The following is a 23,540-nucleotide window of genomic DNA, read 5'->3' on the forward strand; positions in this document are numbered from 1 at the left end:
ACAGTAATGAAAATAATGGATGAAGTAATGAAGATGCATGTTGGCGGCAAGCTGGAGACCGGCTTGAAGAACCCTATTCGAAGCATGGAGGATTTATCCAAGGTATATACACCCGGAGTAGCTAAAGTGTGTCAGGCTATCGCTGCAGACCAAGATAAAGCATACGAATATACGATTAAGAAAAATTCGGTGGCGGTCGTTAGTGACGGAACAGCTGTACTCGGACTTGGCGATATCGGTCCCAAAGCAGCCATGCCGGTCATGGAAGGCAAAGCAGCGTTGTTCAAACAGTTTGCAGATGTGGACGCTTTCCCAATCTGCCTGGATACAAAAGATACCGAAGAAATTATCGCGATTGTCAAAGCAATCGCCCCTACCTTCGGAGGTATTAATCTCGAAGATATTTCTTCGCCTCGTTGCTTTGAAATTGAAGCGAGACTTAAGCAGGAGCTCGATATTCCAGTCTTCCACGACGATCAGCATGGAACGGCGATTGTGGTACTGGCTGGAATTTTGAATGCATTAAGAGTATGCAACAAGGACATTAAGAATGTAAAGATAGTGGTCAATGGTATTGGAGCCGCCGGTATCGCCGTATCTAAGATGCTCCTGCATGCCGGTGCTGTAAATTTGATCGGTGTGGACCGCCAGGGTGCAATTAACCGTGCTGTCCATTACGATAAATCGCATTGGAGCGAGTTTGCACTAATTACGAATCCTCATCTGGAGAGAGGTTCCTTATCTGAAGTTATTCAGGGTGCCGATGTATTTATCGGACTATCCGCCCCCGGTGCCTTAAAGCTAGGTGATGTAAAAAGAATGGCTGCTGATCCGATTGTATTTGCCATGGCCAATCCTACTCCGGAGATTGATCCTGAAATTGCCGCGCCTTACGTCAAGGTTATGGCGACAGGGCGCTCCGATTTTCCTAACCAAATCAATAATGTTCTCTGTTTTCCCGGTATTTTTCGTGGAGCCCTTGACTGTGGCGCCACTGAAATCAATGAAGATATGAAACTGGCTGCTGCAGAGGCGATATCTTCGGTAATTGACGCCAGTGATCTTCATGAAACTTATATTATGCCGAATGCGTTTGATCCACGGGTAGTGGAGCGTATCCGGGAAGCGGTTATTCGAGCGGCGCTCAAGAGTGGTGTGGCAAGAATAGGTACGTTAATGGAAAGCAATAATACATGATGTTAGGTAACTCTGCCTTATGCTTGTTTCTCCATTCGCTGGAAGAATATCTAAGCATGTCGGCGTAGGTATAACGCTTCGCGGTGGATTGCTGCAAGCGATCATTGGTTTGGCGTCTATGGGGATGATTTCTAATCTGCCGCTTCTTATCGTGATGAGGATCCTTTTTGTGGGGGGGATCGCACTAGCCGTTCCTTCACTTGTTTCGCTTGTTGGGCAAGTGGGCGGCAAGATGCGCGGGATAGCTGTATCTGTATATACTTTTATATTGTTTACAGGCACAAGCTTTGGTCCGATTATCTCGCTTCAATTGATGAATCATGTAAGTTATTTAATTACGTTTCTTCTATTGGCATGTATTCTGTGCATTGGGTTGCTAGCAGCATGTCTTATTCATCATGAGGAGGCAGGGGAGTTAAACAGCCAGTAAATTTGTGATCAATAAACAAAAGACGATGAAATGACATCATAACGATTGTTTATTCAAGGTAACTTCTTTTGAAGTTACCTTTTTTATTCCTTGCTGAGATTAACGATTACTTATCTGATTTCAATTCTACAACTGGACAAATTCCAGGGTTCTTAAAGAACCTATTACCCATGTGATCTTTAACGAGGAATAATTTGTTTCAGTAAGATGACAAATTATTGAGATGATTCAAAAAAATACATTAAACAACAGCATTCGACATTAGGTGAAGGTTATAATGTTATGTAATTTGGCCTAGATATCTTGAACTAATGATGTTAGGGAATAAGGATTAATCATGCGGATTTTGAATTAAAAAGAGTTTTTCTTCGAAAACACCAGAAAAAATATTGAAACTTATTTAGCACGAAAAATAATTTTAAAATTAGAGCGGAGGTACAATATGGGCGCAGTTCTTATTAATCCAATTCTTACAATCGGGGATGATCCCGTCGCAGATGATTTTTACCATATAGTTCGTTCCGAGTTAGAAGAGTATACAGATGTAAGAAGTCTCAAAACAGCAATGCACTTACATTCAACTTCTTTGCAATCTGATGAAGTGCTGGTTATTTTCAATAAACAAAATGATGAATATTCCGAGAATGTTTTACAACTTTTACGTCATGCTTTGTTAATGAACTGTGTTGTCATTCCAGTATCATTATATAAAGAGTCACGTACTCCAGCTCCTATTATTTCTCTTATCCAAAGTTTTGAAGTAGTTGATCAATTGCGACAAAGAAGATTAACTCATAACAATATGGATACAGTTGCATTTGCGCTGAGTCGGTTAATTATGTCTAAAATTCAGCCAACCATGTCGGTAGATCACATGGACATTTTCATAAGTCATCGACGTATAGATGGGGAAGAGATAGCTGCAGGATTTTACAATGAATTTAGAAGACGTGCAGATGAAGTAGAAGCTTTTAGAGACTTAATTAGCATTAAAACAGGTCAAAATGCTCAGGAGGAAATAGAGAGAAATTTGCGGAATAGTGACGCTGTTATATTTATTGATACTCCTTTATGTGGAAAATCAGAGTGGGTGGAGAGAGAACTCCAAATGGCTCTAGGATTAAATCTACCAATAGTTTGGGTTAAGGTTGGCTCAACCTCCGGTAGAGTGACTCTCAAAGTTAAGCCGGCAGGCAGTCCACACTTTAGCTTTGAATGTTTGGAAATCGATGACCTTATACAGTCACCCAATATTGTCGAGGATATAATTCATAAGGCTTTCCAGATTAGTAGAAATAACGCTATGACTGTTATAGATCATTTTAATAGACTTCAACACCTTGCAAGTTCTAAAAAGATCAAACTCGTTTCTATTAACAAAAAAAACATGATTTATCGAGTGGAAATTCCTAGGAAATTCAATGAGTTTCAGTATTATCAGCGGTCTATAAATCATGTCCTTCAATTGTTTGGACGAAATCCAAAAACTATAGACAGAACTGGATTTGAACCATTAATCTCTGAACTTGGCTTTCAGGTACATCCGGACTTAGGTTATCACTTTGATTCGGGTCTGCTACTTGGTCCAAATACATCGTTAAACTCAACAAATTCAAGTGAACCTATTTGTGTTGATTCTATTGATGAATACGTAACATCACTTCAAAAATATCTGTCTTCTGATAAAATACAGATGGATAAAAAAGGGGTTGTCATATCTGGAGCCTTTCCAGATTATGAACCAGAGTTTCAACAACAACTCACAGATGCAGTTTTCTCTTTTGCAAAAGCTATACTAGATAAAGGTGGGATAATTATTTTTGGGAGTCACCCTACTTTTCAACATCTAATACTAGACTTAGCAAGAAGACAACGTCCGAATGATTATATAAATGCTGTCCATATGTATGTTTCGAAGTATTTTGTTACTCAAGCTACAATTAACGAGACGACGAATAGAGCAACTGTATATGCAACTGAAAATATTAACAATGATTGTGCGGAGAGTTTAACTGCTATGAGACAAGCAATGATCGCTGATGAGGACATAGCAGGTATTATTTTACTAGGTGGAAAGCAACACGCACATATTAAGTCTGGGATTGATGAAGAATTAGAATTAGCTCAGCAAAAAGGGGTGCCTGCATTCATTATTGGATCTGTAGGAGGCCGTTCTTCAGAGTTGGCAAGAGAAATTTCAGTGAAGGGAGGAGACCCAATCAACACTTTAACTGAGGAACAGAATAAAAAGTTATTAACGAGTTTGGACTTCAGATTATTAGCAGACGAAATTTTACAATCCTTGGGCTTTTAAATCAATACATAATGAATATCTTTATCAAACGCTTGCGATAATTACAGACTCTGGAACTACAATATTTCGAAATTAAGATGATAAGATAAAATATTGGATGAATGGAAGATGATGATGAATAAGCCGAAGTACGATATTACAAGGTATTTGTGTGCAGCAGCAGAGATTGGGCCTAAGTTTAGAACTAAAGTTTTTGATCAAATTATTGATAATACTATTCGGTATGTAGCACCATCTTACGGGGTTGATGTTCCTCTTGTTGCCAGACATTGTATCAGAGGACAGATTAGGGACTTTATAATCGAAACTTTATTGTCTATTGTTTTAGTTTGGACACTGTTTTCCTCATTTAACTCTTATGGAATTATAGGTGGGATTTTCCGATTTTTATTGACGTTATTTACATACCCCTGGTTAATTGCAATTATATTAAAATGGTCTAATTTGTATCTTGGTTATAAAACCGTTGCTAAGGACTTGAAGGAATTTGATAAGAAAGGTGATAATAGGTCATTAATCGAAGCACAGTATGAAGAACGTATTAAGGAATTGGAAGAACTTCAGGAAGGGAATGTTGTTTACTACAGTGGCTATAACCCCTTTGTTGGTTCTGGAAATCAGGTGGATGGGTGGTCCTTTGTATGCAGCACCAAATTAAAAGAGGGATTGGAATCTGATCCTAACAATCTTTCACTTTATGCACTGTATGATCTTATTGATAGAAATATGAACTCTTTAAAAATACCGAATTTAACTGTTCGAGATAAGCTTTTCGTTAATGGAAGGGAAATTCGGGAAGACGCTCGATTCCTCCCAAACCTCTATGAATCTCCTATTTCGCATGTTGCAGAGTCTTTAGTTGATGAATTTAAAGAGAAGTGGGAAGAAAATGTTCGCTATTACCAAACGGTACAAGTAGTTGGTTGGCAAGGGAATATTGTGTTTTCTTCATTTTTTAGGATTACTAAAAACGAAAAGCATCTGTTTGTTGAAGCCAATTATTTTGCTGTACCCCCACTTAAGTCTCAATTTTATGAAATAGATCAGTTAAGTTCATCAATTCCATTTGGACGAGTTATGAAGATGGGTGTAGTTTCTATTATACCGGCTATTTTACAATTGCCGCTTTCTCCCTTTCGTGCGATCAAGTATGGAATGGCATTTCTAAAAGGGCAGAAAAACAAAAAGGAATTACTACAACAAGTTGATATTAATCAAAAATTTGATTATGGGGCTTATGAAAGTATAAGAGAAATGGCAGCGAGAACGGATATGCAATATTTCTTTCAAACTACAGATTTGATGATGTATAAAAAGGAAATAGAACGTTGTTTTACTGACAGTATTGTTGAATATCTAGAGAGTACAGGAATTGATACTTCCGAATTTATCCAGCGCAAAGAATCGATCATCAATCAAGGGATTATGATAAACGGTGGACAGGTTAATGGGAATGTTGTATCGGTGGGAAGCATAAAGAATAACATTATAAATCAGGCAAAGAATACTTTTCAAAATAGTAATGTTTAGAAGGAGTCGCTATGTACATAAAACATAATAAAGGGATAGTAATTAATGGTGGGAAAATAAATGGAAATGTTACGTCTATTGGGAGCGTGAATTACAATCAAGACACATCTAAGGGCGATAATGTGACTAGTGATCCAAAACATAAATATGATGTTGCCATGTCTTTTGCTGGGGAGGATCGAAGCTATGTAGAAATAATTGCTAAGGAATTAAAAGCAAAAGACATCAACGTATTCTATGATGAATTCGAACACGTCACTTTGTGGGGGAAGGATCTCCCCACATACCTAGACCAATTATTTACAAATAATTCGTCATTTTGTGTAATGTTTATTTCTCAGATTTACATTACCAAAGCTTGGTGCAATTTAGAACGTGATAGTGCTTTGGATAGGCAACATAGAGATGGAGAATATATACTGCCAGTATGTCTAGACCAAACTTCTATTCAAGGTATTACTGATAGATATGGATATTTAGAAGCTAAGAATTTCAGCCCTGTTCAATTGGCCGAAACGATAATTAAAAAGTTAAGTGAGAATAAACAGTAATAATTAATGTTGAATTTGTTGCAATTCTTTTTTATTTGAATGTTTTTGAGTAGAATCGGTGGTGTGGATCTTGTTTTATCAGGTAGGAAATTGGTAGACTTTTGCTTGTACGTGGCAAGTTCTTAACTTTACGGCATTGCCTTTCTACCCATGATTATGGTTCAGTTTAAATGATGTACGCTGTGTCATGGCTTGTGTCTCGCTACGGAAATTCCAAAGTACTCATTAGTGGGATTCTTATTGTCATCATCGGTATGAGCTTTATGAGCCAGATTTCGACAGACTTAAAGTTTTAAATAGATAATCTGATTTTATTGATCGTACTGGGCTAGGTGTCGGCCTTTATTTATTCCATTTATATCCTTTGGTCTGTCTGGTGTTGATCCGCGTGATGCAGGTTCGGCACCGGGGCTGGTCAATATGGCGCATCAAATGGATGGAGTACTTGAATTGGCTGTCCTTACTGCGTTATTCGGATCGTTAGTCCGAACAGAGGTACCTACAAATTAGGAATTTACGGCTGCGATCTCTACAACATTATGGGATCGATTGAATTTTATTTCTACATCATCTATTAACATGCTTTTGCTACTAGATCAGGTAGCGACAAAGCAGATAGAATCGAGAGCGGAGATACTCATCATAGTGCGAAAATCGCCGCTACTCCCACCGTTGCATGATACATCTTTCAGTAATCTTGACATGACGAAGCAGCTTTTCCCTGAGCAGAGATTTTTACAAAGGGTAAAGCTGCTTTTTTCTTTAGAATTTTACCAAAAGAGGGCTTGGTTCAGGTGATTTTTTTCGAAAGCAATTTAAATTAAATCTTATAAGTAGTGATTAACTCGGCGATGTGAGGTATTAAGTTGCTGTTTTGATACTTAATTTGATTAGCATTTTAGCTGTAGACAGGATGACTTTTAAATAGATTTATGGGAGTATTTCAGGGAATGGAAATCGAGGTCTTATGGCATTGGCAGTAGGCTAACTTTTGTTCATCAACTTATTATTATATATAGGATTTTTAATTAGGAGGTTCAAATAGTAAGAACAGGAGCAAACTCGTTAATATTACACTCCCATTAACCTTCATACTTAGTTTTTGAATGATGATCATGTAAGAATCATCTGAATTTCATTCGATATCTGAAAATCCCAATGGATTTATTAACAGCAAAGACTCGGTAATGTATCGTTTTGGTTGGGTTATTTCTGCTATTGCATATCCTCATAATAATGTGAATTGCTTCCCGTTATCAGAAGAAGTTTTTGAAAATTGCCAAGCGCGACAAACAAATCTATCTTTCTTTATTTTGGGTATTGCTAGTTTTGACACATATGTACCTGCCATTGATGGGAAGTTCGTGTGAATCAATTCTTATAAAATCTCGTTTTGTGAGGTCAGAAAAAGATTTTTTAACTAGATACCCAAAATGTATGTCCTAATGAAAATAGTTGTATAAAAATTTGATATACGCGCAGAGAAATTCCGGTGAATAGCGTCAAATAGAAGTGGACGTTAAAAAGATTTAATTTGGTTCATTATGTTCCTTGTTACAGTCGAACAGTTCTTAAGCTTTTTGTAAGAATCCGATAAGAAAAAAGAAAGTTCTGTTATGTACAATGTATGAAATGAGAGACTATAACTGTATTAAGGATGGTGGATGAGTTGGGTTTCAAAATACGTAAAACCACAGTGCAATCCGTCTGGATGATGTGGGAAAAAGCTTTTGCGTTGCTTTCACATTTTCGCGGATCGCATAAGTCGAGTTTTGGTATATGTACCGTGATGCTAAAAAAACACCGGGGGCAGCCAATTGTATGCCAGGACGCCACGGTCATCAACCAGGGGGAGTGGGTGGGAGAGCTCCACCTCGATAATGGAAGCATCCTGAAGTTGATCCAGTCCGAAGGATCGGATCGTGCTGCACTCCAAACGGCTCGCATGCTGCGTAAATCAATGCAGCAAATCAATGAAGCCTTCGAATCGCAGTCCGAGTTCAGGCAGGTCAAGGCTTTATTGGGGATTACACTGCTCCATCGGGGATTAACACACGGTCTTGGTTTTGAACAACAAAATATAAAGTCCGGTGTTTTTGAACGCATCACCACCATTTATCTTCGATTGCTGCTGTCTGCTATGCATCCGGAAGGGAGACAAAGAATCAGTCGGCGAACCGAACAACTGGTCCCGATGTTACTGATTCATTCACGGGCCTCACTGAAGAATCGCTTCTCACCCGGACAGAACTATTCTGGATAAGTCGTAAGTTTGTTATATGGAGGTGTAATTATTCTTACATATCTTATAGGAGGAATACTATGTACCGCCACTCTTTACATGTTTATTCCAAGTTTGATTACGCGAGTGAGCGGCTTTGGTGTCTTTCGCAAAGGAACGGTAAAAAAACAGGTGGCATTCACTTTTGACGATGGGCCACATCCGAAATATACGCCGATATTGCTGGATTTATTGAAGTTGCATCAAGTGAAGGCTACTTTTTTCGTGCTAGGATCGAGAGCGGAGCAGTATCCAGACCTGATCAGAAGAATGGATCGGGAAGGCCATCAGATTGGCATCCATAATTATTGTCATACCTCTAACTGGCTGATGCTGCCCCGTACTATTAGGCGAGAACATCTGGACCGCTCTGCTGATATTATAGAGTCTATTGTCGGAACCCGACCCAATCATTACCGTCCACCCTGGGGATTAATCAATCTATTTGATTTCTTTCGATACAAACAGTATCGAATTGTTCTATGGTCGCTGAAGGCAGGCGACTGGAACACCCGGGTCTGTCAAACCCGGATGCAGGCCACTCTGTTAAGTGGAATCACCGATGGCTCCGTTGTTTTACTTCACGACAGTGGTGAGACTGTGGGCGCGGACCGGCATGCTCCTTATTTTATGCTGCAATCTTTAGAGGAAGTGCTAAACCAACTGCAGGCAAGAAACCTGCAATTTGTTCGTCTTGACGAAATGTCATGACGTATTCCAGTGTTTTTGCTGTTAAGACTTAAATTGTTTGCGGAAGCAGAGCGGCGAGATGCCCATCAATAATTTGAAGGTTCGTCCAAAATGGGAGGTGTTATCAAACCCAACCATTCCCGCAATTTCAGTAACATTAAAAGAAGAGCCAACCAGCAAATCACGCGCTTCTTTAATGCGGATGTTATTGATATATTCAATGAAGCTGAACCCGGTGGCTTCTTTAAAAGTTCGGCATAAGTAGGAAGAGCTTATGTCGAATTTCTGTGAAATCTCACAGAGCTTAAGCGGTTCCATATAATGTTGATTTACATAATTAACGATGTCCAGGACTTTCTTATGTGTACGATTGGATTCCACTAATGGGGTTACACGGCTGTCAAATAGTTTACGATTAAGATAGAGAAGCAACTCCACCAATATTATTTGTTGGTATTGTTCATATCCGCGAGCTTGCTTCTTTCCCTCCTGGATCATCTTCTGAAAAAGCTGTTCGATGAAATACTGATCCTTCCCGGTCATCTTCAAAGCGCGGTAATCACTTTTGAACAATTCGAGCAGTTCCTCACATTGACCGCCGGTGCAGAAATGCTGCAGGAATTCTTTTTTAAACAGCAGTGTAACCCGTTCATACATATTGCAGCCGGAATTAACCAGTTTGTGCATTTCGTGAATATCCATAAATAGCAACGTACCGCCCGCAACCTGGTAGGTTCTGTCCCCTATAAAATAATAAAAATCCCCGGATATTAAATACAGAATCTCATATGCATCATGATAGTGTCTTGAAGGCATGCTGGTGTATACCTGTTTCTTGCGGCTGATCTCAAAAAGAGTAGACTCATAAAATACCGGTTTCATTCAGCACCTCCTAAGAGGATTGTAGACTTAATCTAGGGGTTATAGCAATATATGTATAAAAATTAATAATTACAAGAAAATACGTGCTGTTTGGACAAACTTTTTGAGATAAGCTTAAATTGAATTACCAAGTGTTGGAAAAAGGAGGGCTGTCATGCTCAGCTAGGTTGGGGATAAGGTTCGCTGCCACTCAAAGTTAAAGCGCTTAAACTATTTAATCAAAGGAGAGATTGCGGTGCTTAATTCAACGAATAGTAAGGTTTCCAAGAAGATGAGATTTTCATTGATGATCCTGCTCAGTTTTTCAATGATTTTTTCTTATGGCTATCTGTCCAGTGCATCTCAACAGAAAAGTTATGCGGCAGGGAACCCTGATTCTAATTTCTCACCGGCAACACTTCAATTCTTGCGCGACAACACAGGTCTGGATGGTGAGCAGTGGAACAATATTATGATGCTTGTCAACAAACCGGAGCAGGACGATCTGAACTGGATCAATTTTTACGGATATTGTGAAGATATTGATGATGACCGCGGATATACGATTGGAATATTCGGTGCGACTACAGGCGGCTCAAATGATACCGGTCCCGACGGTCCGGATCTGTTCAAGGCATATGATGCTGCCAAAGGCGCGAGTAATCCTTCGGTTAAAGGCGCATTGGCCCGGATCGGTGTCAAGGGTTCGATGAAAGGGAAGATCCTCGAAATCAATGAAAGCGAAGAGAGCTTCTGCAGAAAAATCGGCAATTTGCAAAATGATCCCGAGTGGAGAGAGGCTATGTGGAAAACGTTCTACAATATCTACATTAAATACAGTGTGGAGCAGGCCCGCAATCGCGGCTTTAACTCGGCATTAACTATTGGTTCCTTCGTGGATGCAGCGCTGAACCATGGAGCTACCGGCGGTTCCGAGACTCTTCAAGGGCTTTTGGGTAAATCAGGAAGCAGCACGGATGAGAAGACTTTCATGACCAAGTTCTATAAAGAACGGACCAAGATTGTAGATACTAATGAGTATAACGATCCGCCAAACGGCAAGAACCGTGTGAAGCAGTGGAGCAATTTGCTCAACATGGGAGAGACAGACCTGAAGGGTGCAGATTCGGCAGTCCTTCAAGTCACCGACTGGGAACTCCAATAACAGGAATGCGAGAGTAGACAAAACCGCCGTTCTTCTTGGAGACGGCGGTTCGATGATAAGTGAGATTAATGAAGAGGGAGATGGTCGAATGGATAACCACCAATCTTATCTCAAAAACAGATTTCCCAAGGTAATCAGTCTAATGGTTATAGGTTTGCTGCTTGCCATGGAGTTGACCGGTTTTGTTTCAGCAGGAAGGGAGGGAAATGAGGAAGATCTTGCAAGCGAAGTAACTGCAGCTCAGGAAACGATTGCCCAGTGGATTTTTAAAGACAAAGGCGAGAACGGAGTATTTCCGGCTACAGGCGGGGTATATCAAACGGCTTCATCCATTCGTGATATAGGAACAAATACGGATGCATACACCTATGAGCCCAGTGAGAACAGCGTACGCAACCAGGGCTGGCATGAAGGAACGGGCACTAAATACTGGCTTGCCACGCTTTCTACCCAAGGCTTCGAAGGTATCTTCCTCTCTTCACAGCAAACTTCTTCAAGTACAGGACCTAGGGATTTTAAGGTGCAATACAGTATAGATCAGCAGGAATGGACAGATGTTGCGGGCGGCAACCTTGTTCTAGCCCAGAACAATTTTAATTGTTCCAATAATTCCTGCAAATTAACGAACCTCGTTTTGCCTGCGGGAACTAACAATCAAAATGTACTCTATATCCGTTGGGTGGTTAACTCTACGAAAAGCGTAAGCGGGGGAACAGTGTCCAGCTCAGGCTCAAGTAGAATCAAAGATGTAGTAATTAAAGGAACACGTAGCAGCGGCGAACCTGGGGACACTCCCACACTTGAGGTAAGCAAAACTCCCGCTTCAGGGGCTGGAGATGTTTCCCTTAATGCAGAGATCACTGTGAAGTTTAATAAAGCCATCAGTCTCGACAGTGGTTATCAAGTTGAAATCACAGAAAACAATGTTCCTCTTAACAACATTTCTGCTTCGCTTCTCGGTCAAGACTCGGTCAAAGTCAGCCACCCTAATTTTACTGCCGGCAAAACTTACAAGGTGAACATCCCTAAAGAGCTTGTTAAGGGGACTACGGATGGCCGGTCACCGGAGAACGATATTACCTGGAGCTTTAAGACGAAGTCTCCGGATACCGGCAACAAAACACCAACGCTGCTGAACATGACTTTTAATGGGGACCCAAAGACAAGTATCGCCTTTGACTGGTATACAGCCGAAACCGTCAGAGGTACAGTAGTGCAAGTGGTGGAGGCCTCCAATGCGGGAGGAAGCGAGTTCCCGGAACAACTGGCAACTTCTTATGAGGGCAGCTCAACAGTTATTGAAACCTTAATGACATCAGGAGACAGAAGTTCCAAGAAGTATAAAAAGTTCGCCAGCCACAAGCTTATTGCAAGCGGTCTTATGCCTGGAACTAAGTATATCTACCGGGCCGGTAACGGTGATGCAGACGGTTGGAGCGAGGCGGGTTCTTTTACCACGGACAAGGCGGATAATCAGGATTTCCATTTCCTCTACGTAACCGACACCCAAGGCTCAAGTAAATCGAATTTCGATCTGTGGCAGGATACTTTTAAGAGAGCTATTGAGAAAACGGTAGATCCCAAGTTTGTTCTTCTTACAGGGGATCTAACGGATGACGGTGATCTGGAGCAGCTGTGGCAGTGGTTCTTGGGTGTGCCGAAAAAAGAATTTGCCAATGTGCCATTTGCACCGATTATCGGCAACCATGAGATAGAGGATTATCCGAATAATAACTTCTATAACCATTTTAATCTTCCAAAAGATGTCGGGACGGGTGCTCATGACGGGTCTGTATATGCTTTCGAATACGGTGATGCCCTGTTTATGCAGATCAATTCCCAGTACGAAGGGGAGGTTACGCCGTATAAAGCGGATATTCAGTTCACGAAGCAATTGGAATGGATGCGGAATCAAGTGGCAAAGACCGACAAGAAGTGGAAATTCGTCTCGATGCATAAGGGAGCGTATTCTTCAGGGGATAATGCTTCGGCAGAAAGCGACCGGGTAGAATTTTACCGGAAATATCTGATTCCTGTATTTGATGAGCTGGGTGTGGATATGGTGTTTGAGGGACATGACCATATGTATATGAGGTCTTTTCAAATGCTGAACAACGTTCCGATTAAGAATGTCATTACCGATGAGCAAGGAAATGTGCTGAATCCCAAAGGGACCGTGTATCTAATGGGCAACTCAGCCGCTTCGAAATTCTATGCTATTAATCCAGACGCTGACACTTTTTTTGCAGCAAAAAACGATCAGCCCAACAAGAAAATGTTCGTGGATGTTTCCATTACAAACGATGTGCTGAAATTTACATCCTACACAGCAGTTAAAGATAAACCCCTTGCCGTCTATGATGCTTACAGTATCAAGCGGACTGACGTCAAACCTGGCATTGTCGAAAATCCAAGCGCAGTAAGACAGTCAGGGAACCGTGCTGTTCTTTCGTGGAAAGCACCAGCAAATAGCTCTGAGCCGGTGCGAGGTTACCGGATTTACGAGAAGAATGATAAAGTCAGCACGAATTGGAGCATTTATGTGCCGGCGGTAAGCGGTCAGACGAGTTACAGCTATACATTAAACGGCATAGATTCTGCTAAATCCTACAATTTCGTGATTAAAGCAGTGGGGACGAGAAATAATTCGCTTCCAGCAGAGGTAGGAATGCAATGAATCCTCGAAAAACAAAATTACTAACCGAATGTACCCTGGTTAAAAGACACTAGCTCACGCTAGTGTCTTTTTCCTTCCAAGGGCAAAGACCTATAAATATTGCACCTTATGTATATTTTATCTGTGTTTCGGAATTTTAATCCCCTTTATAATAAGGTTTGTAACAGGGTTGGTAGGCCGGCCGAGCTTTACAAAACGAAAAAGAAGAGGAAGCTACAATGTCAAATGAAGCAGGGAAAAAAATAAAGCTTTCACGAATCGGAAATTCGCTAAGGCAACAGAAATATCTTCAACTTATGGTGCTACCTGGTCTTATATGGCTAATTGTTTTTTGCTACATCCCTATGGTCGGACTTTTTGCAGCATTTTTTGATTATAATCCTTTTCTGGGAATTCTAAAGAGTCCATTTGTAGGCTTCGCGCACTTTAAAGAACTGTTTCACGATGAGTTGTTCTGGAATTCGGTAAGAAACATGTTCGGGTTAAGTTTAACGAAGACGGTTTTTGCCATCATCATGCCGATTTTGTTTGCCTTAATGCTTAACGAAATCAAGAATATGACCCTGAAAAAAATCGTTCAGACGGCGAGTTATCTTCCGCACTTTATCTCGTGGGTAGTTGTTGCAGGACTGTTTATTATGTGGCTCAACACCGATGGCATTGTCAATCATGTACTGATGTCGCTTGGTTTCACCAATGAGCCCCAAGCTCATCTGAATTCTCCCGGAGGCTTCTGGATCTGGATGGCAATTATTGACACCTGGAAAGAGACCGGGTGGTGGGCGATTATATATCTCGCTGCCATTGCTGCGATTCCTGTAGAACAATATGAATCTGCTGTGGTGGATGGAGCAAGTCGCATCAGAAGAATGATTAGCATCACTATTCCGTCCATTAAATCCACAATTATGATGGTAGTTATCCTTAGTATTGGAAGCATGATTTACGGAGGACTCTCCGGATCAAATCTGCAGCAATCTCTACTCTTTGGGAATTCGCTCAATTATGACAATTCCATGATTTTGGAAACCTATATCGTAAATATGGGGCTTTCCCAAGGTCGCTTCTCTTATGCTATTGCTGCAGGGTTAATCTTATCATTGTTATCGTTTGTGCTGTTCAGTGGAGCAAATGCAGTCAGCCGTAAGTTAACAAACACCAGTTTATATTAACAAGCAAATTCCCGTATAAAGTGAACCGTCAGGAGCGAAGGAAATGAAGGGAAATACAGAAGACAAAGTCATCAACATAGTTCTGTTTATTCTTATGTCGATTGTCACCCTGGTAACGTTGTATCCATTGTACTACTCATTCATCATATCCTTGAATGATGCCAATGACATCGCCGAAAAAGGCTTCATCTATTTATCTCCAAGAAAATTCACACTTGAGAATTTCAAGATTGTTTTTACAGAGAGCAAGTTAGCTCATTCATTCCTAATTACAGGGGCGAGAACGATTTTGGGTACAATTGCAAGCGTATTGTTTACTGCTTGCGTGTCTTACCCCTTATCTAAAAAATACTTGGCCCTTAGAAGCTTCTATATCCGGACGGGTGTAATCACCATGTATTTTTTTGGTGGAATCATTCCAACCTATCTGCTGCTCAACTCACTTGGATTAATTGATACCTTCTTGGTGTATATCATACCTTCCCTGTATTCATTTTTTAATGCCATTTTGTTTATTAACTTTTTTTCCTCCATTCCCGATGCGTTAGAGGAATCAGCCAAGATAGACGGTGCAAATGATTGGCGTGTTTTCTGGAAAATAACCCTTCCGTTGTCTGCGCCGATTCTGGCCACCGTGTCGTTGTTCTATGGAGTACAGCAATGGAATTCATGGTTTGATGCAGCCTACTACACCAATTCACCAGACCTGGCCACCCTGCAACTGGTTCTTTATCAGATCATCAGTCAATCGGAAGGAGCCGCGATTGCTGCAAATTATCTCGGAGCCGGTAAGCAGAATATTAACATTATTGATTCCATGAAGTATGCAACTATGGTTGTGTCCGTCGTTCCGGTAGCTCTCGCGTATCCATTCCTGCAGAAATATTTTGTCCAGGGCATGATGGTGGGCTCTGTAAAAGGATAATGCTCGATATCTAGGTCACTTGCCTTGATATACACACAAAAAAAGGGGGAAAGAAGATGAGTAAGGGAAAAAGGATTGTGTCAATCTTTATGGCAGTAATGATGGCTGTTGTTTTTAGCGGGTGTCAATCGAATAAGGATGCGGAGAGTTCAAGTCAGCCAGCAACGGGTACAGAAGCAACTGCGGGTTCGGAAGAATTGACGCAGGAACCTCTAGTTATCAAGCATTTCTATAATTATGACTGGTTCAATGTCGATTGGACAAGTTCGCCCTCCGGTCAGGAAATTCAAAAGCAGGCCAATGTAAAGATTGAATTAAGCAAAGCAACTTCTGGTGATAATACCAAGCTAAATATGATGGTTGCTTCCGGTGACATTCCTGATTTGATTACAACCAACAAGGATGATCCCGCCATCGATTTAATGATCAAGAATGGCATGGTTTTGCCGATTTCTGATTTTATTGATCAATATGCGCCTGAGATTAGGGAGCAGAGTGAACCAGAGGTCTTTAAATACTACAACTATAAGGATGGAAAGCAATATTTCTTCCCGTCGTTTCTCGTTACCCCATATGACCTTCAACAATCAGATTATAATACGGTTAGCGGAGGTGATGGAGTAAGCGCTATCAGAAGTGATGTTTATGAGGCAATCGGAAAACCAGATATGTCAACGCCTGACGGATTCTTTAATGCAGTGAAAGCAGCAAAGGAAAAGTTTCCTAAGCTTACCGGCTGGTATTTCGGGGCTTTCAACAAAGATCTGACCTTCTTTAAAGCAGGTGAATTTCAAGGTTATATGTTCCCTGCTACCCAATTCGGCATCCATGTATATGATGTAAACGCGGATGGAAAGCTCACATCGGGTGTGCGTAATCCGAAATTCACTGAATTCGTAAAGTTCATGAATAAAATGTACACGAATGGATTAATGTCCTCTGAATCATTCGTAGATGCGCAGGATATTAAAGAAGCTAAGAAACAAAAAGGGGATACGATCGTATTCTCAGGGATCGTGAATGATTTTAACGAAACGATCAAAACTCAGGATAATCCGGAAGTGGGCTGGGAGCCTCTACCGTATTTCCCGGATGGTAAGTATTTCAAAGATGGCTCTGGTTGGACAGCTACGCTGATCTCCAAGAAAGTCGCTGACCCTGAACGGCTGGCTAAATTCATCTCTTTTATGACTTCTCAAACAGGTAGAGAGCTTGATGCTTATGGGGTAAAGGGCGTTCATTGGGAGATGAAGGAGATCGATGGGAAGCAAGTACCAAGACGGACTCCGGAATTCCAGACCTTATACGAAACCGACGGAAGCAAATATCAGAAGGAAACAGGGGTATCCACCTACTTTGCTTTCTCGGATGACTATATCCATGGCAGAATGGCTGCACTTACCGATTCCGAGAAGACAGATTACAGAAAGAACTTGGAGAGCATTGTCAAGCCGCACAAAGAAGCGGATATCGCATTGGGACTTATTCATCCATTGTCCACTTCTGAAGAAGGGATTATCCAAAATAAGCTCAATGAGCTCTCCAAAGCGTACTACCCTAAAATGGTTATGGCCAAGAACGAGGGTGCCGCTTTAGATACCTATAATGAGTTTGTGAAGAAGGCGGAAGACACCGGTTTGGCAAAACTGGAGGCTGCTTGGACCGCTAAGTATGCGGAGTTTAAATAAGTCAGCTTAGCAATAAAATAATGTTAATCAAAGAAGTGGATGAGTGTGACGAGAATCAGGCTCATCCTTCTTCTTTTCGCAAGGAAAACTCTTAAATCCACTACAAATCCGCGTTATACGTTTATTCGGGGGATACAATGAAGGAAACCATTAAAATCTGCAAAAAAGGGTATGACATTGTCATCGAGAAAGGTTCTGGCTGCATCAGGGAATTGTATGACAATAAAGATGCTAACCGGGTGAACCTTGTTGACCGCAACAGGCGATTCGGGAGCTTGGCCGCAACCTTTAAAGACAAGAAATCATACCATACAGAAATAAGCCATGTCGCAGAGTCCAAGAAACACATCGTTATAGATGACCAACTCATCACCCATTCTTTTTCTTATCTGAGAGGTTCCTGTGCCGTTTTTACCAATTTCGAATATAACTCCACCTTAAAATACGAATTTATGGACGAGTTTTTTATCCTTTCCATTGAAGCTGCAGACACGAATATCAGCCAATTCGGCATGAACCTTGATTTCAATTTTTTAGGGAAGTTAGGCACAGGATATGAGGATCAGGTGATCCCGACATCCCCCTATACCTCAGCAGACGGCAAAGCCTCCTATTATCTAATGACAAGGCCTAACGGCAGATGGGTTCTGGTTACCTCACCTCAACCCCTGGCTGGGTGGCGACTGGAGTATTCTCCCAATAATTTTGGACATTTTATTCTCGGATTGAAGATGTTTGAGAGCTTTGATGATGTTTTTGTTTCAGATTCAGGCACGAAACAAAAACATACGATAGCCCTTAGGATCGACTTTCCCGACACGTACAGGGAGGCCATGTCGCTTGCGAGCTCCGCCTTGGGATCCCCTGTTCCCTATTTTCCGGTTGCAGGGGGAACATTGGGGACAGAGCTTCCCATGACTATTGAAGGAGTATATAACAAAATTATCCTTCATTCACCATCAGGTAACAGCACGGATATTACAGAGCATGTAGTAGAAGATAGCGGCGGATATCAGGTTTCAATTAGGCTTTGTGAAGAGGGATTCTACAGGGTTGAAGCATTTGGAAATTCCCTGAACAGCCTGGACTGTGTATTATTCAGCTTCAGCGGTTGGAACGAGCTGTTCCGCAAGGCGAGCAGTACTATCGAACAACCCTATCACTGTGATGAGAATCTTGCTGAGGGAGGGGTGTGGTGCTGGGCTCTGTGTGAACATATCAAGCGGTTTGGGGTGGACCCGCAATTGGCGGACAGGGTTTTAGAACATATTGATCATAAAATATTGAATCTGTCCGGAGTCTCCCCTACGCCAGGATGCTCCATCGTACCTTATCCGCACAGGTTTGAGGGTCGGGAATATGGGCCTTACCATATCTTCGAGTCAACCCGAATACAAGAGCAGTTTTTTGGGGTGTCTATTCTTCTATCTGCTTATCAAGCATTTGGCAATTCAAGCTATCTGGAGTATGCGATTGATACCTTGCTGAACCTGCTCCATGAGCATATTGCCGAGAATGGGGCCATCCTGTGTTATGAGAAAGGAAGAGAGATCGATTATACCACCGTATGCGCCCCTGTAATTGCAGTGGTGGATATGGCGAAGGTGCTTGGGGAGAGGAGAGATCCCAGAGAGGCTGTCTTTCAAGCAGCAGCCGTGAAAATTGCGGATTATCTGCTGCAACGGGGATTTCATTTCCCTACGGAGGGGGATCAGGAATACTCACAGTCGGAGATGGAGGACGGCTCGATCTCCTGCACGGCATTATCCGTTCTGTATGTTTGCTTTCACATTGAATTCAAGCATGAATACATTCGATTTGCCGAAAGTATTCTACGGCTTCATGATGCCTGGAAGATGTACACGCCTGATGCCCGGATGTACCAGTCATCCTTCAGATGGTGGGAGACCATCTGGGAAGGCGATCAGGACGGCCCGTGCATCAATGCAGGACATGCCTGGACGATCTGGCGGGGAGAAGCCGATTTCTATTACTCACTCCTCACAGGGGATATGAACAGGCTGCTCTCTTCCTACAATGCTTACCTAACCAATCTCAGCAAGATTCAACAGGATGGCACTGTATATGCCTGTTATATTCCGGATTATATTCCTTATAGCACGGAACCTGGGGTGCTGGTCCACCGATACCCGCTGAAGCCAGACCATTCTCTCTCCAGGTATGTGTGGCCGCGGGCAGTGGATACCTGGTTTAAATCGAGCGGCATTCACAGCCAGAAGGGTAAGCCGATTGCTTTGAATGGTGAAGTTACGTTTCATGAAAATTGCCTGGTTTTTATGAGCACGGCTCCCGAGTTTAGTTATTTTTTTGTTGGTGATATAAGGGGAAGAATCAGGCTTGCTACAGAGAAAAGAATCACAATCATATCTCAAACGGAGTATTTGTCAGTATACCAGGGTCGTATTGAGGCTGCTCAGGGAATCCGTTGCGAGATTACACCGGAGAACAAATGGATTGAAATTGAATTAGGGTAATCTCCCATGTAAGAGGGCAGTAAAGCTCGAAAAATGTTCATTTTTTGTCGATTTCAGTAAGTATTGATATAATAAATACGGTCGCGGCAGTGGATATTGAGGGACAGAGAGGGACGAGTTATGTTAAGAATGCTTCGGGGACCCGTAAACACCAGCTATACTTGGAAGATCATGATTTCCTTTGTGCTTGTCCTTCTCATACCCGTAACCTTGTCGGCTGTTTTTATCTACATTCGGTCTGTCCAATATGTGGAGGATCAGTCTAAGACCGCCCTCAAGGAAGCCTTGGCAAAAGAAAAAGAGAATGTGCATCAAATTTTTAACGATTACCGAAAACTCGGGAGCCAAATTGCGCAATACCCTTTGCTGATTTCATATTTTGATGATTTATATATGTCCGATACCAACAAGATTGATTTTTCCTATCATTACCTCAATTCTTTTATGGATTGGGTCCGCAGCCTGGAGACTACGGAGTATCACTTCCGGTTCTTTACTGCGAATGACAACACCTTTCAGAATGAATGGATTTACCATTCTAAGCCTTACGGTAACGAAGCATGGTTTGAAGAAGCGATCCAGGCGACCTACAGCGCTCCATACTGGGAGAATCTCCACAAAGCCCGTATTTTGGATTATGACAAAGTCAAAAACCCAGCGATTCGCGATCAGGAAATCTCCTTGTTCGTGCCTATGTTATCCTATACAACCAACGATAGAAACACGCTGCTGGAAATTTTTATTGCACCTGACGCTATTTTTGGTGGTCTCGGCAAGATGGAGGAGTTCAAACAGGGAGCCGTGTTCGTATATGATAGCGTAGGTCAACTGGTCTATGAATCCAATCATCACCCGGCAGGTGTTCTCTCACAGCTATCCTCCCAATTAAACAAGGCTGAACAAAGTACATCCAATTTCGTTACGAAGGTGGGAAGCCAGTCCTTTCTGACGGAAATCCAGACATTAGAGAATCCTAACTACAGAATTATTGGAATGTTTCCTCAGAATCTGGTTATCCAAGAAACCACGAAAGCGCGAAACACCTTCGTAGTTTGTCTCGTAGCCGCACTTATCTTGATGATTCTCATCTCCTATGTTTTTTCCAGAAAACTGATGAAGAAAATAAAAAGGCTCGTAAAGGTCATGAGGAGCGTCCAGAAGGGCAACCTGAATACCCAAGTGGTAATTGAAGGAAATGATGAAATTGACGAGCTCGGCAAGGATTTTAATAGAATGCTTAACAGGATAAATGAACTGATCGAGACGGTATACAAAACGGAAATTCTTCAGAAGGATGCGCTGTTGAAAGCGCTTGAGAACCAGGTGAATCCCCACTTTCTGTATAATACGCTGGAGACCATCAAGATGATGGCCGAGATCAACAGGGAAAGGGAAATCTCCGATGCGTTAACCTCATTGGGCGCTATGGTCCGCTACAATTTGACAAAAGACAACAGGCTGGTCCTGATAACGGAAGAAATCGAACAAATCAGGAGCTATTGCAGTTTGCAGAATTTGATGATGAACGGCCGATTGGAGCTGGTATGCTCGATTGCAGAGCAGATATATTCGTTAAAGATGCTGAAGCTGATCCTTCAGCCGATCGTAGAGAATGCAATCCTCCACGGGTTTCGCAACTTTGATGGTCAATGTGTCATCAAAATTTCGGCCGAGGTATACCAAAATAATATCCGATTCACAATTTGCGATAATGGGAACGGCATTGAGCCCGGGAAGCTCAGAGCCTTGAGAGAACGGTTGGAAAACAACCATAAAAACAGGTTATCCCCAGGTGAGAATGGAATCGGTCTGTCCAATGTCAATGACCGGCTTAAGCTGGCGTATGGAAGCTGCTATGGTATAGAGATTGAAAGTGAAATGAGGGAAGGAACCCGAATTTATATCAGCATTCCGGTTATTGATTAACCAAGGAGGGATGAACGTGTATTCATTATTGATCGTAGATGATGAGAACATCATTAGAAAAGGGTTGCGAGTGATTATCGACGATCTTGGGTTCTCGTTCAGGGAAGTGGTGGAAGCCGAAAATGGAGTCCAAGCTTTGGCAATATATGAGAAACACAAGCCGGATATTATTATAGTCGATATTCAAATGCCTCATATGGACGGTATTGAATTTCTTAAAAAAATAAGGGATATAGGTGCTGATAGCCGGGTTATTATTTTCAGCGGCTACAGTGAATTTGAATATGCCAGGGAAGCTATTCGTTTTAAGGTTACCGAGTATTTGCTCAAACCGATCAAGAGACAGGATCTGGAGGCTGCCCTGAAGAGGGCTTTGGACGATCTGGACCAGGAAAAGGGAACGGAAGAACTGCCTCCTGGGAGCCTCTCCGAGACAGATGGGAATATGCTTAAAGATATGCTGCTAAGCGCTGGTGGGAGCGATGAGGTCTTTCAAATGTTTTTATCCGAACGAAGGATTGAAATGCCTTGCCCGCATTTCATCATTTTATATGCACAGTTTACCCACCTGCAACTTTTTTCAGATGCCGGACAGGGAAGTATTCTCCCTGCAACTATGCTCGGCAGTAAGCTGGTGGCAATGTTTCCTCAGGTACTGTCTGTTCCGCATGTGAAAAACAGTGTGATCTCTATCATCAACATAAAAAAAGGAGACGGTTTGAGAGAACTTCGAGCCTCCTTAAACGAAATAAATGAATATCTCCGGGAAAAAGGGCTTCGAGTAAACTGGGGAGTCAGCGGTATTAGCAGTAAATCTGTGCCTCTGTACACGCTGTTTAGGCAGGCCAAAGCCGCCTTCATGGAAAAATTGGTATACGGCGAAGGGAATATTTATTTTGCAGATGAACTGCCTAAACTCGCTGACAGGTTGCACTTTAACGAATCTGATATTACCCAAATGATATCCATGCTCAGAATGATGGACACCGGGAGGCTGGAAGTCTTCATCAATCAGAGGTGCAATGAGACAAGTATAAAAGGAATGGTAACGGTGAAGGAATACCAGGACAAGCTTTGCAGCTTGCTTATACAGGTGGGGTCCGGTATAAACGGTTCCGAAAAGGCCGGTGTTTTTATGGCTAATAACATCTATCAATTCGTGGAGGAACTGGAGGAATGTACTTCTTTACCGGCGGCCAATAAGCGCTTTATTGATACTTTAGTATTGATAAGTACCTATGACCATAAAGAAGGAACAAAATCAGGAGACAATAAATCAATTGCTCTTGTCAAACTATTCATCCAGAAGAATTTCCACAAGGTAATCAATCTCGATATGCTGGCAAATCAGGTTTCCATGAATCCTTCCTACTTCAGTGTGTTGTTCAAAAAGGAGGAGGGCATATCCTTAACCGATTATATTGTGAATGTCAGAATAAACAAGGCAATGGAATACCTAATAGATCCCCAGTTCAAAGTGTACGAGGTCGCAACCAAAACCGGATTCAATGATGAGAAGTATTTCAGCAAGGTATTTAAGAAAAATGTGGGAATTACACCTAAGGAATATAAAGAAAAAAGCATATTCCACATGTAGGGTTATTTTTAACAACAATAAATGCGATTTCAATAAATATG

Annotated in this window: 15 protein-coding genes and 1 pseudogene; 15 read left to right on the forward strand and 1 reads right to left on the reverse strand. The window is 41.8% G+C overall.

The features are described 5' to 3' along the window. Positions 1–6 precede the first annotated feature (6 nt). From MKX35_RS14215 to MKX35_RS14245, 7 genes and pseudogenes are all read left to right on the forward strand, one after another. On the forward strand, positions 7–1,197 hold the full coding sequence (locus MKX35_RS14215; RefSeq protein WP_076299310.1) for an NAD(P)-dependent malic enzyme: 1,191 nt from the start codon (positions 7–9) through the stop codon (positions 1,195–1,197). Positions 1,198–1,216: 19 nt separating this feature from the next. Then, positions 1,217–1,627 (forward strand): annotated as a pseudogene (locus tag MKX35_RS14220) (MFS transporter); the annotation flags it as partial. Positions 1,628–2,069: 442 nt separating this feature from the next. After that, positions 2,070–3,941 (forward strand): SLOG domain-containing protein, encoded by a 1,872-nt coding sequence (locus MKX35_RS14225; RefSeq protein WP_076299308.1) that lies wholly within the window; start codon positions 2,070–2,072, stop codon positions 3,939–3,941. A 108-nt stretch (positions 3,942–4,049) separates the two neighbouring features. Beyond that, entirely contained in the window at positions 4,050–5,471 is a 1,422-nt protein-coding gene (locus MKX35_RS14230; protein ID WP_076299307.1) for a hypothetical protein, read from the forward strand. Between the two features lie 11 nt (positions 5,472–5,482). Beyond that, positions 5,483–6,022, forward strand: a complete 540-nt coding sequence (locus MKX35_RS14235) for a TIR domain-containing protein (RefSeq protein WP_076299306.1) — start codon at positions 5,483–5,485, stop codon at positions 6,020–6,022. A gap of 1,657 nt (positions 6,023–7,679) precedes the next feature. Next, positions 7,680–8,285, forward strand: a complete 606-nt coding sequence (locus MKX35_RS14240; RefSeq protein ID WP_179086687.1) for a YkoP family protein — start codon at positions 7,680–7,682, stop codon at positions 8,283–8,285. Positions 8,286–8,363: 78 nt separating this feature from the next. Continuing rightward, complete coding sequence (locus tag MKX35_RS14245; RefSeq protein WP_179086686.1) at positions 8,364–9,014, forward strand: polysaccharide deacetylase family protein; 651 nt, start codon at positions 8,364–8,366, stop codon at positions 9,012–9,014. Between the two features lie 21 nt (positions 9,015–9,035). On the opposite strand, the gene MKX35_RS14250 is transcribed toward MKX35_RS14245, so the two are convergent. Then, positions 9,036–9,875, reverse strand: coding sequence for an AraC family transcriptional regulator (locus MKX35_RS14250; protein WP_076299305.1), 840 nt, complete (start codon positions 9,873–9,875; stop codon positions 9,036–9,038). Positions 9,876–10,146: 271 nt separating this feature from the next. Here MKX35_RS14250 and MKX35_RS14255 point away from each other — a divergent pair, with 271 nt between their 5' ends. From MKX35_RS14255 to MKX35_RS14290, 8 genes are all read left to right on the forward strand, one after another. Continuing rightward, on the forward strand, positions 10,147–11,019 hold the full coding sequence (locus MKX35_RS14255; RefSeq protein WP_076286561.1) for a chitosanase: 873 nt from the start codon (positions 10,147–10,149) through the stop codon (positions 11,017–11,019). Between the two features lie 88 nt (positions 11,020–11,107). Then, the gene (locus MKX35_RS14260) at positions 11,108–13,696 is read left to right on the forward strand and encodes a metallophosphoesterase (RefSeq protein WP_076299361.1); all 2,589 of its coding nucleotides are present in this window, start codon (positions 11,108–11,110) and stop codon (positions 13,694–13,696) included. A 218-nt stretch (positions 13,697–13,914) separates the two neighbouring features. Further along, complete coding sequence (locus MKX35_RS14265; RefSeq protein ID WP_076286513.1) at positions 13,915–14,868, forward strand: ABC transporter permease; 954 nt, start codon at positions 13,915–13,917, stop codon at positions 14,866–14,868. A gap of 43 nt (positions 14,869–14,911) precedes the next feature. Further along, positions 14,912–15,793, forward strand: coding sequence for a carbohydrate ABC transporter permease (locus MKX35_RS14270; protein WP_076299304.1), 882 nt, complete (start codon positions 14,912–14,914; stop codon positions 15,791–15,793). Between the two features lie 56 nt (positions 15,794–15,849). Beyond that, on the forward strand, positions 15,850–17,481 hold the full coding sequence (locus MKX35_RS14275; protein WP_042189649.1) for an extracellular solute-binding protein: 1,632 nt from the start codon (positions 15,850–15,852) through the stop codon (positions 17,479–17,481). 137 nt (positions 17,482–17,618) lie between these two features. Next, positions 17,619–19,976, forward strand: a complete 2,358-nt coding sequence (locus MKX35_RS14280) for a hypothetical protein (protein WP_076299303.1) — start codon at positions 17,619–17,621, stop codon at positions 19,974–19,976. A gap of 120 nt (positions 19,977–20,096) precedes the next feature. Further along, positions 20,097–21,902, forward strand: a complete 1,806-nt coding sequence (locus MKX35_RS14285) for a sensor histidine kinase (protein ID WP_042189645.1) — start codon at positions 20,097–20,099, stop codon at positions 21,900–21,902. 16 nt (positions 21,903–21,918) lie between these two features. Continuing rightward, positions 21,919–23,499, forward strand: a complete 1,581-nt coding sequence (locus MKX35_RS14290; protein WP_076286509.1) for a response regulator — start codon at positions 21,919–21,921, stop codon at positions 23,497–23,499. The last annotated feature ends 41 nt before the right edge of the window (positions 23,500–23,540 follow it).

Origin of the sequence: Paenibacillus sp. FSL R5-0923, from assembly GCF_038009145.1 — a bacterium.
Classification (GTDB): Bacteria; Bacillota; Bacilli; order Paenibacillales; family Paenibacillaceae; genus Paenibacillus_AQ.

Bases quoted from the DNA above. Each gene is read 5' to 3' on its own strand.
- MKX35_RS14275 (WP_042189649.1), top strand. From the start codon at position 15,850: ATGAGTAAGGGAAAAAGGATTGTGTCAATCTTTATGGCAGTAATGATG.
- MKX35_RS14280 (WP_076299303.1), top strand. From the start codon at position 17,619: ATGAAGGAAACCATTAAAATCTGCAAAAAAGGGTATGACATTGTCATC.
- MKX35_RS14255 (WP_076286561.1), top strand. From the start codon at position 10,147: ATGAGATTTTCATTGATGATCCTGCTCAGTTTTTCAATGATTTTTTCT.
- MKX35_RS14285 (WP_042189645.1), top strand. From the start codon at position 20,097: ATGTTAAGAATGCTTCGGGGACCCGTAAACACCAGCTATACTTGGAAG.
- MKX35_RS14245 (WP_179086686.1), top strand. From the start codon at position 8,364: ATGTTTATTCCAAGTTTGATTACGCGAGTGAGCGGCTTTGGTGTCTTT.
- MKX35_RS14235 (WP_076299306.1), top strand. From the start codon at position 5,483: ATGTACATAAAACATAATAAAGGGATAGTAATTAATGGTGGGAAAATA.
- MKX35_RS14260 (WP_076299361.1), top strand. From the start codon at position 11,108: ATGGATAACCACCAATCTTATCTCAAAAACAGATTTCCCAAGGTAATC.
- MKX35_RS14270 (WP_076299304.1), top strand. From the start codon at position 14,912: ATGAAGGGAAATACAGAAGACAAAGTCATCAACATAGTTCTGTTTATT.
- MKX35_RS14215 (WP_076299310.1), top strand. From the start codon at position 7: ATGAAAATAATGGATGAAGTAATGAAGATGCATGTTGGCGGCAAGCTG.
- MKX35_RS14225 (WP_076299308.1), top strand. From the start codon at position 2,070: ATGGGCGCAGTTCTTATTAATCCAATTCTTACAATCGGGGATGATCCC.
- MKX35_RS14240 (WP_179086687.1), top strand. From the start codon at position 7,680: ATGGTGGATGAGTTGGGTTTCAAAATACGTAAAACCACAGTGCAATCC.
- MKX35_RS14265 (WP_076286513.1), top strand. From the start codon at position 13,915: ATGTCAAATGAAGCAGGGAAAAAAATAAAGCTTTCACGAATCGGAAAT.
- MKX35_RS14230 (WP_076299307.1), top strand. From the start codon at position 4,050: ATGATGATGAATAAGCCGAAGTACGATATTACAAGGTATTTGTGTGCA.
- MKX35_RS14250 (WP_076299305.1), bottom strand. From the start codon at position 9,875: ATGAAACCGGTATTTTATGAGTCTACTCTTTTTGAGATCAGCCGCAAG.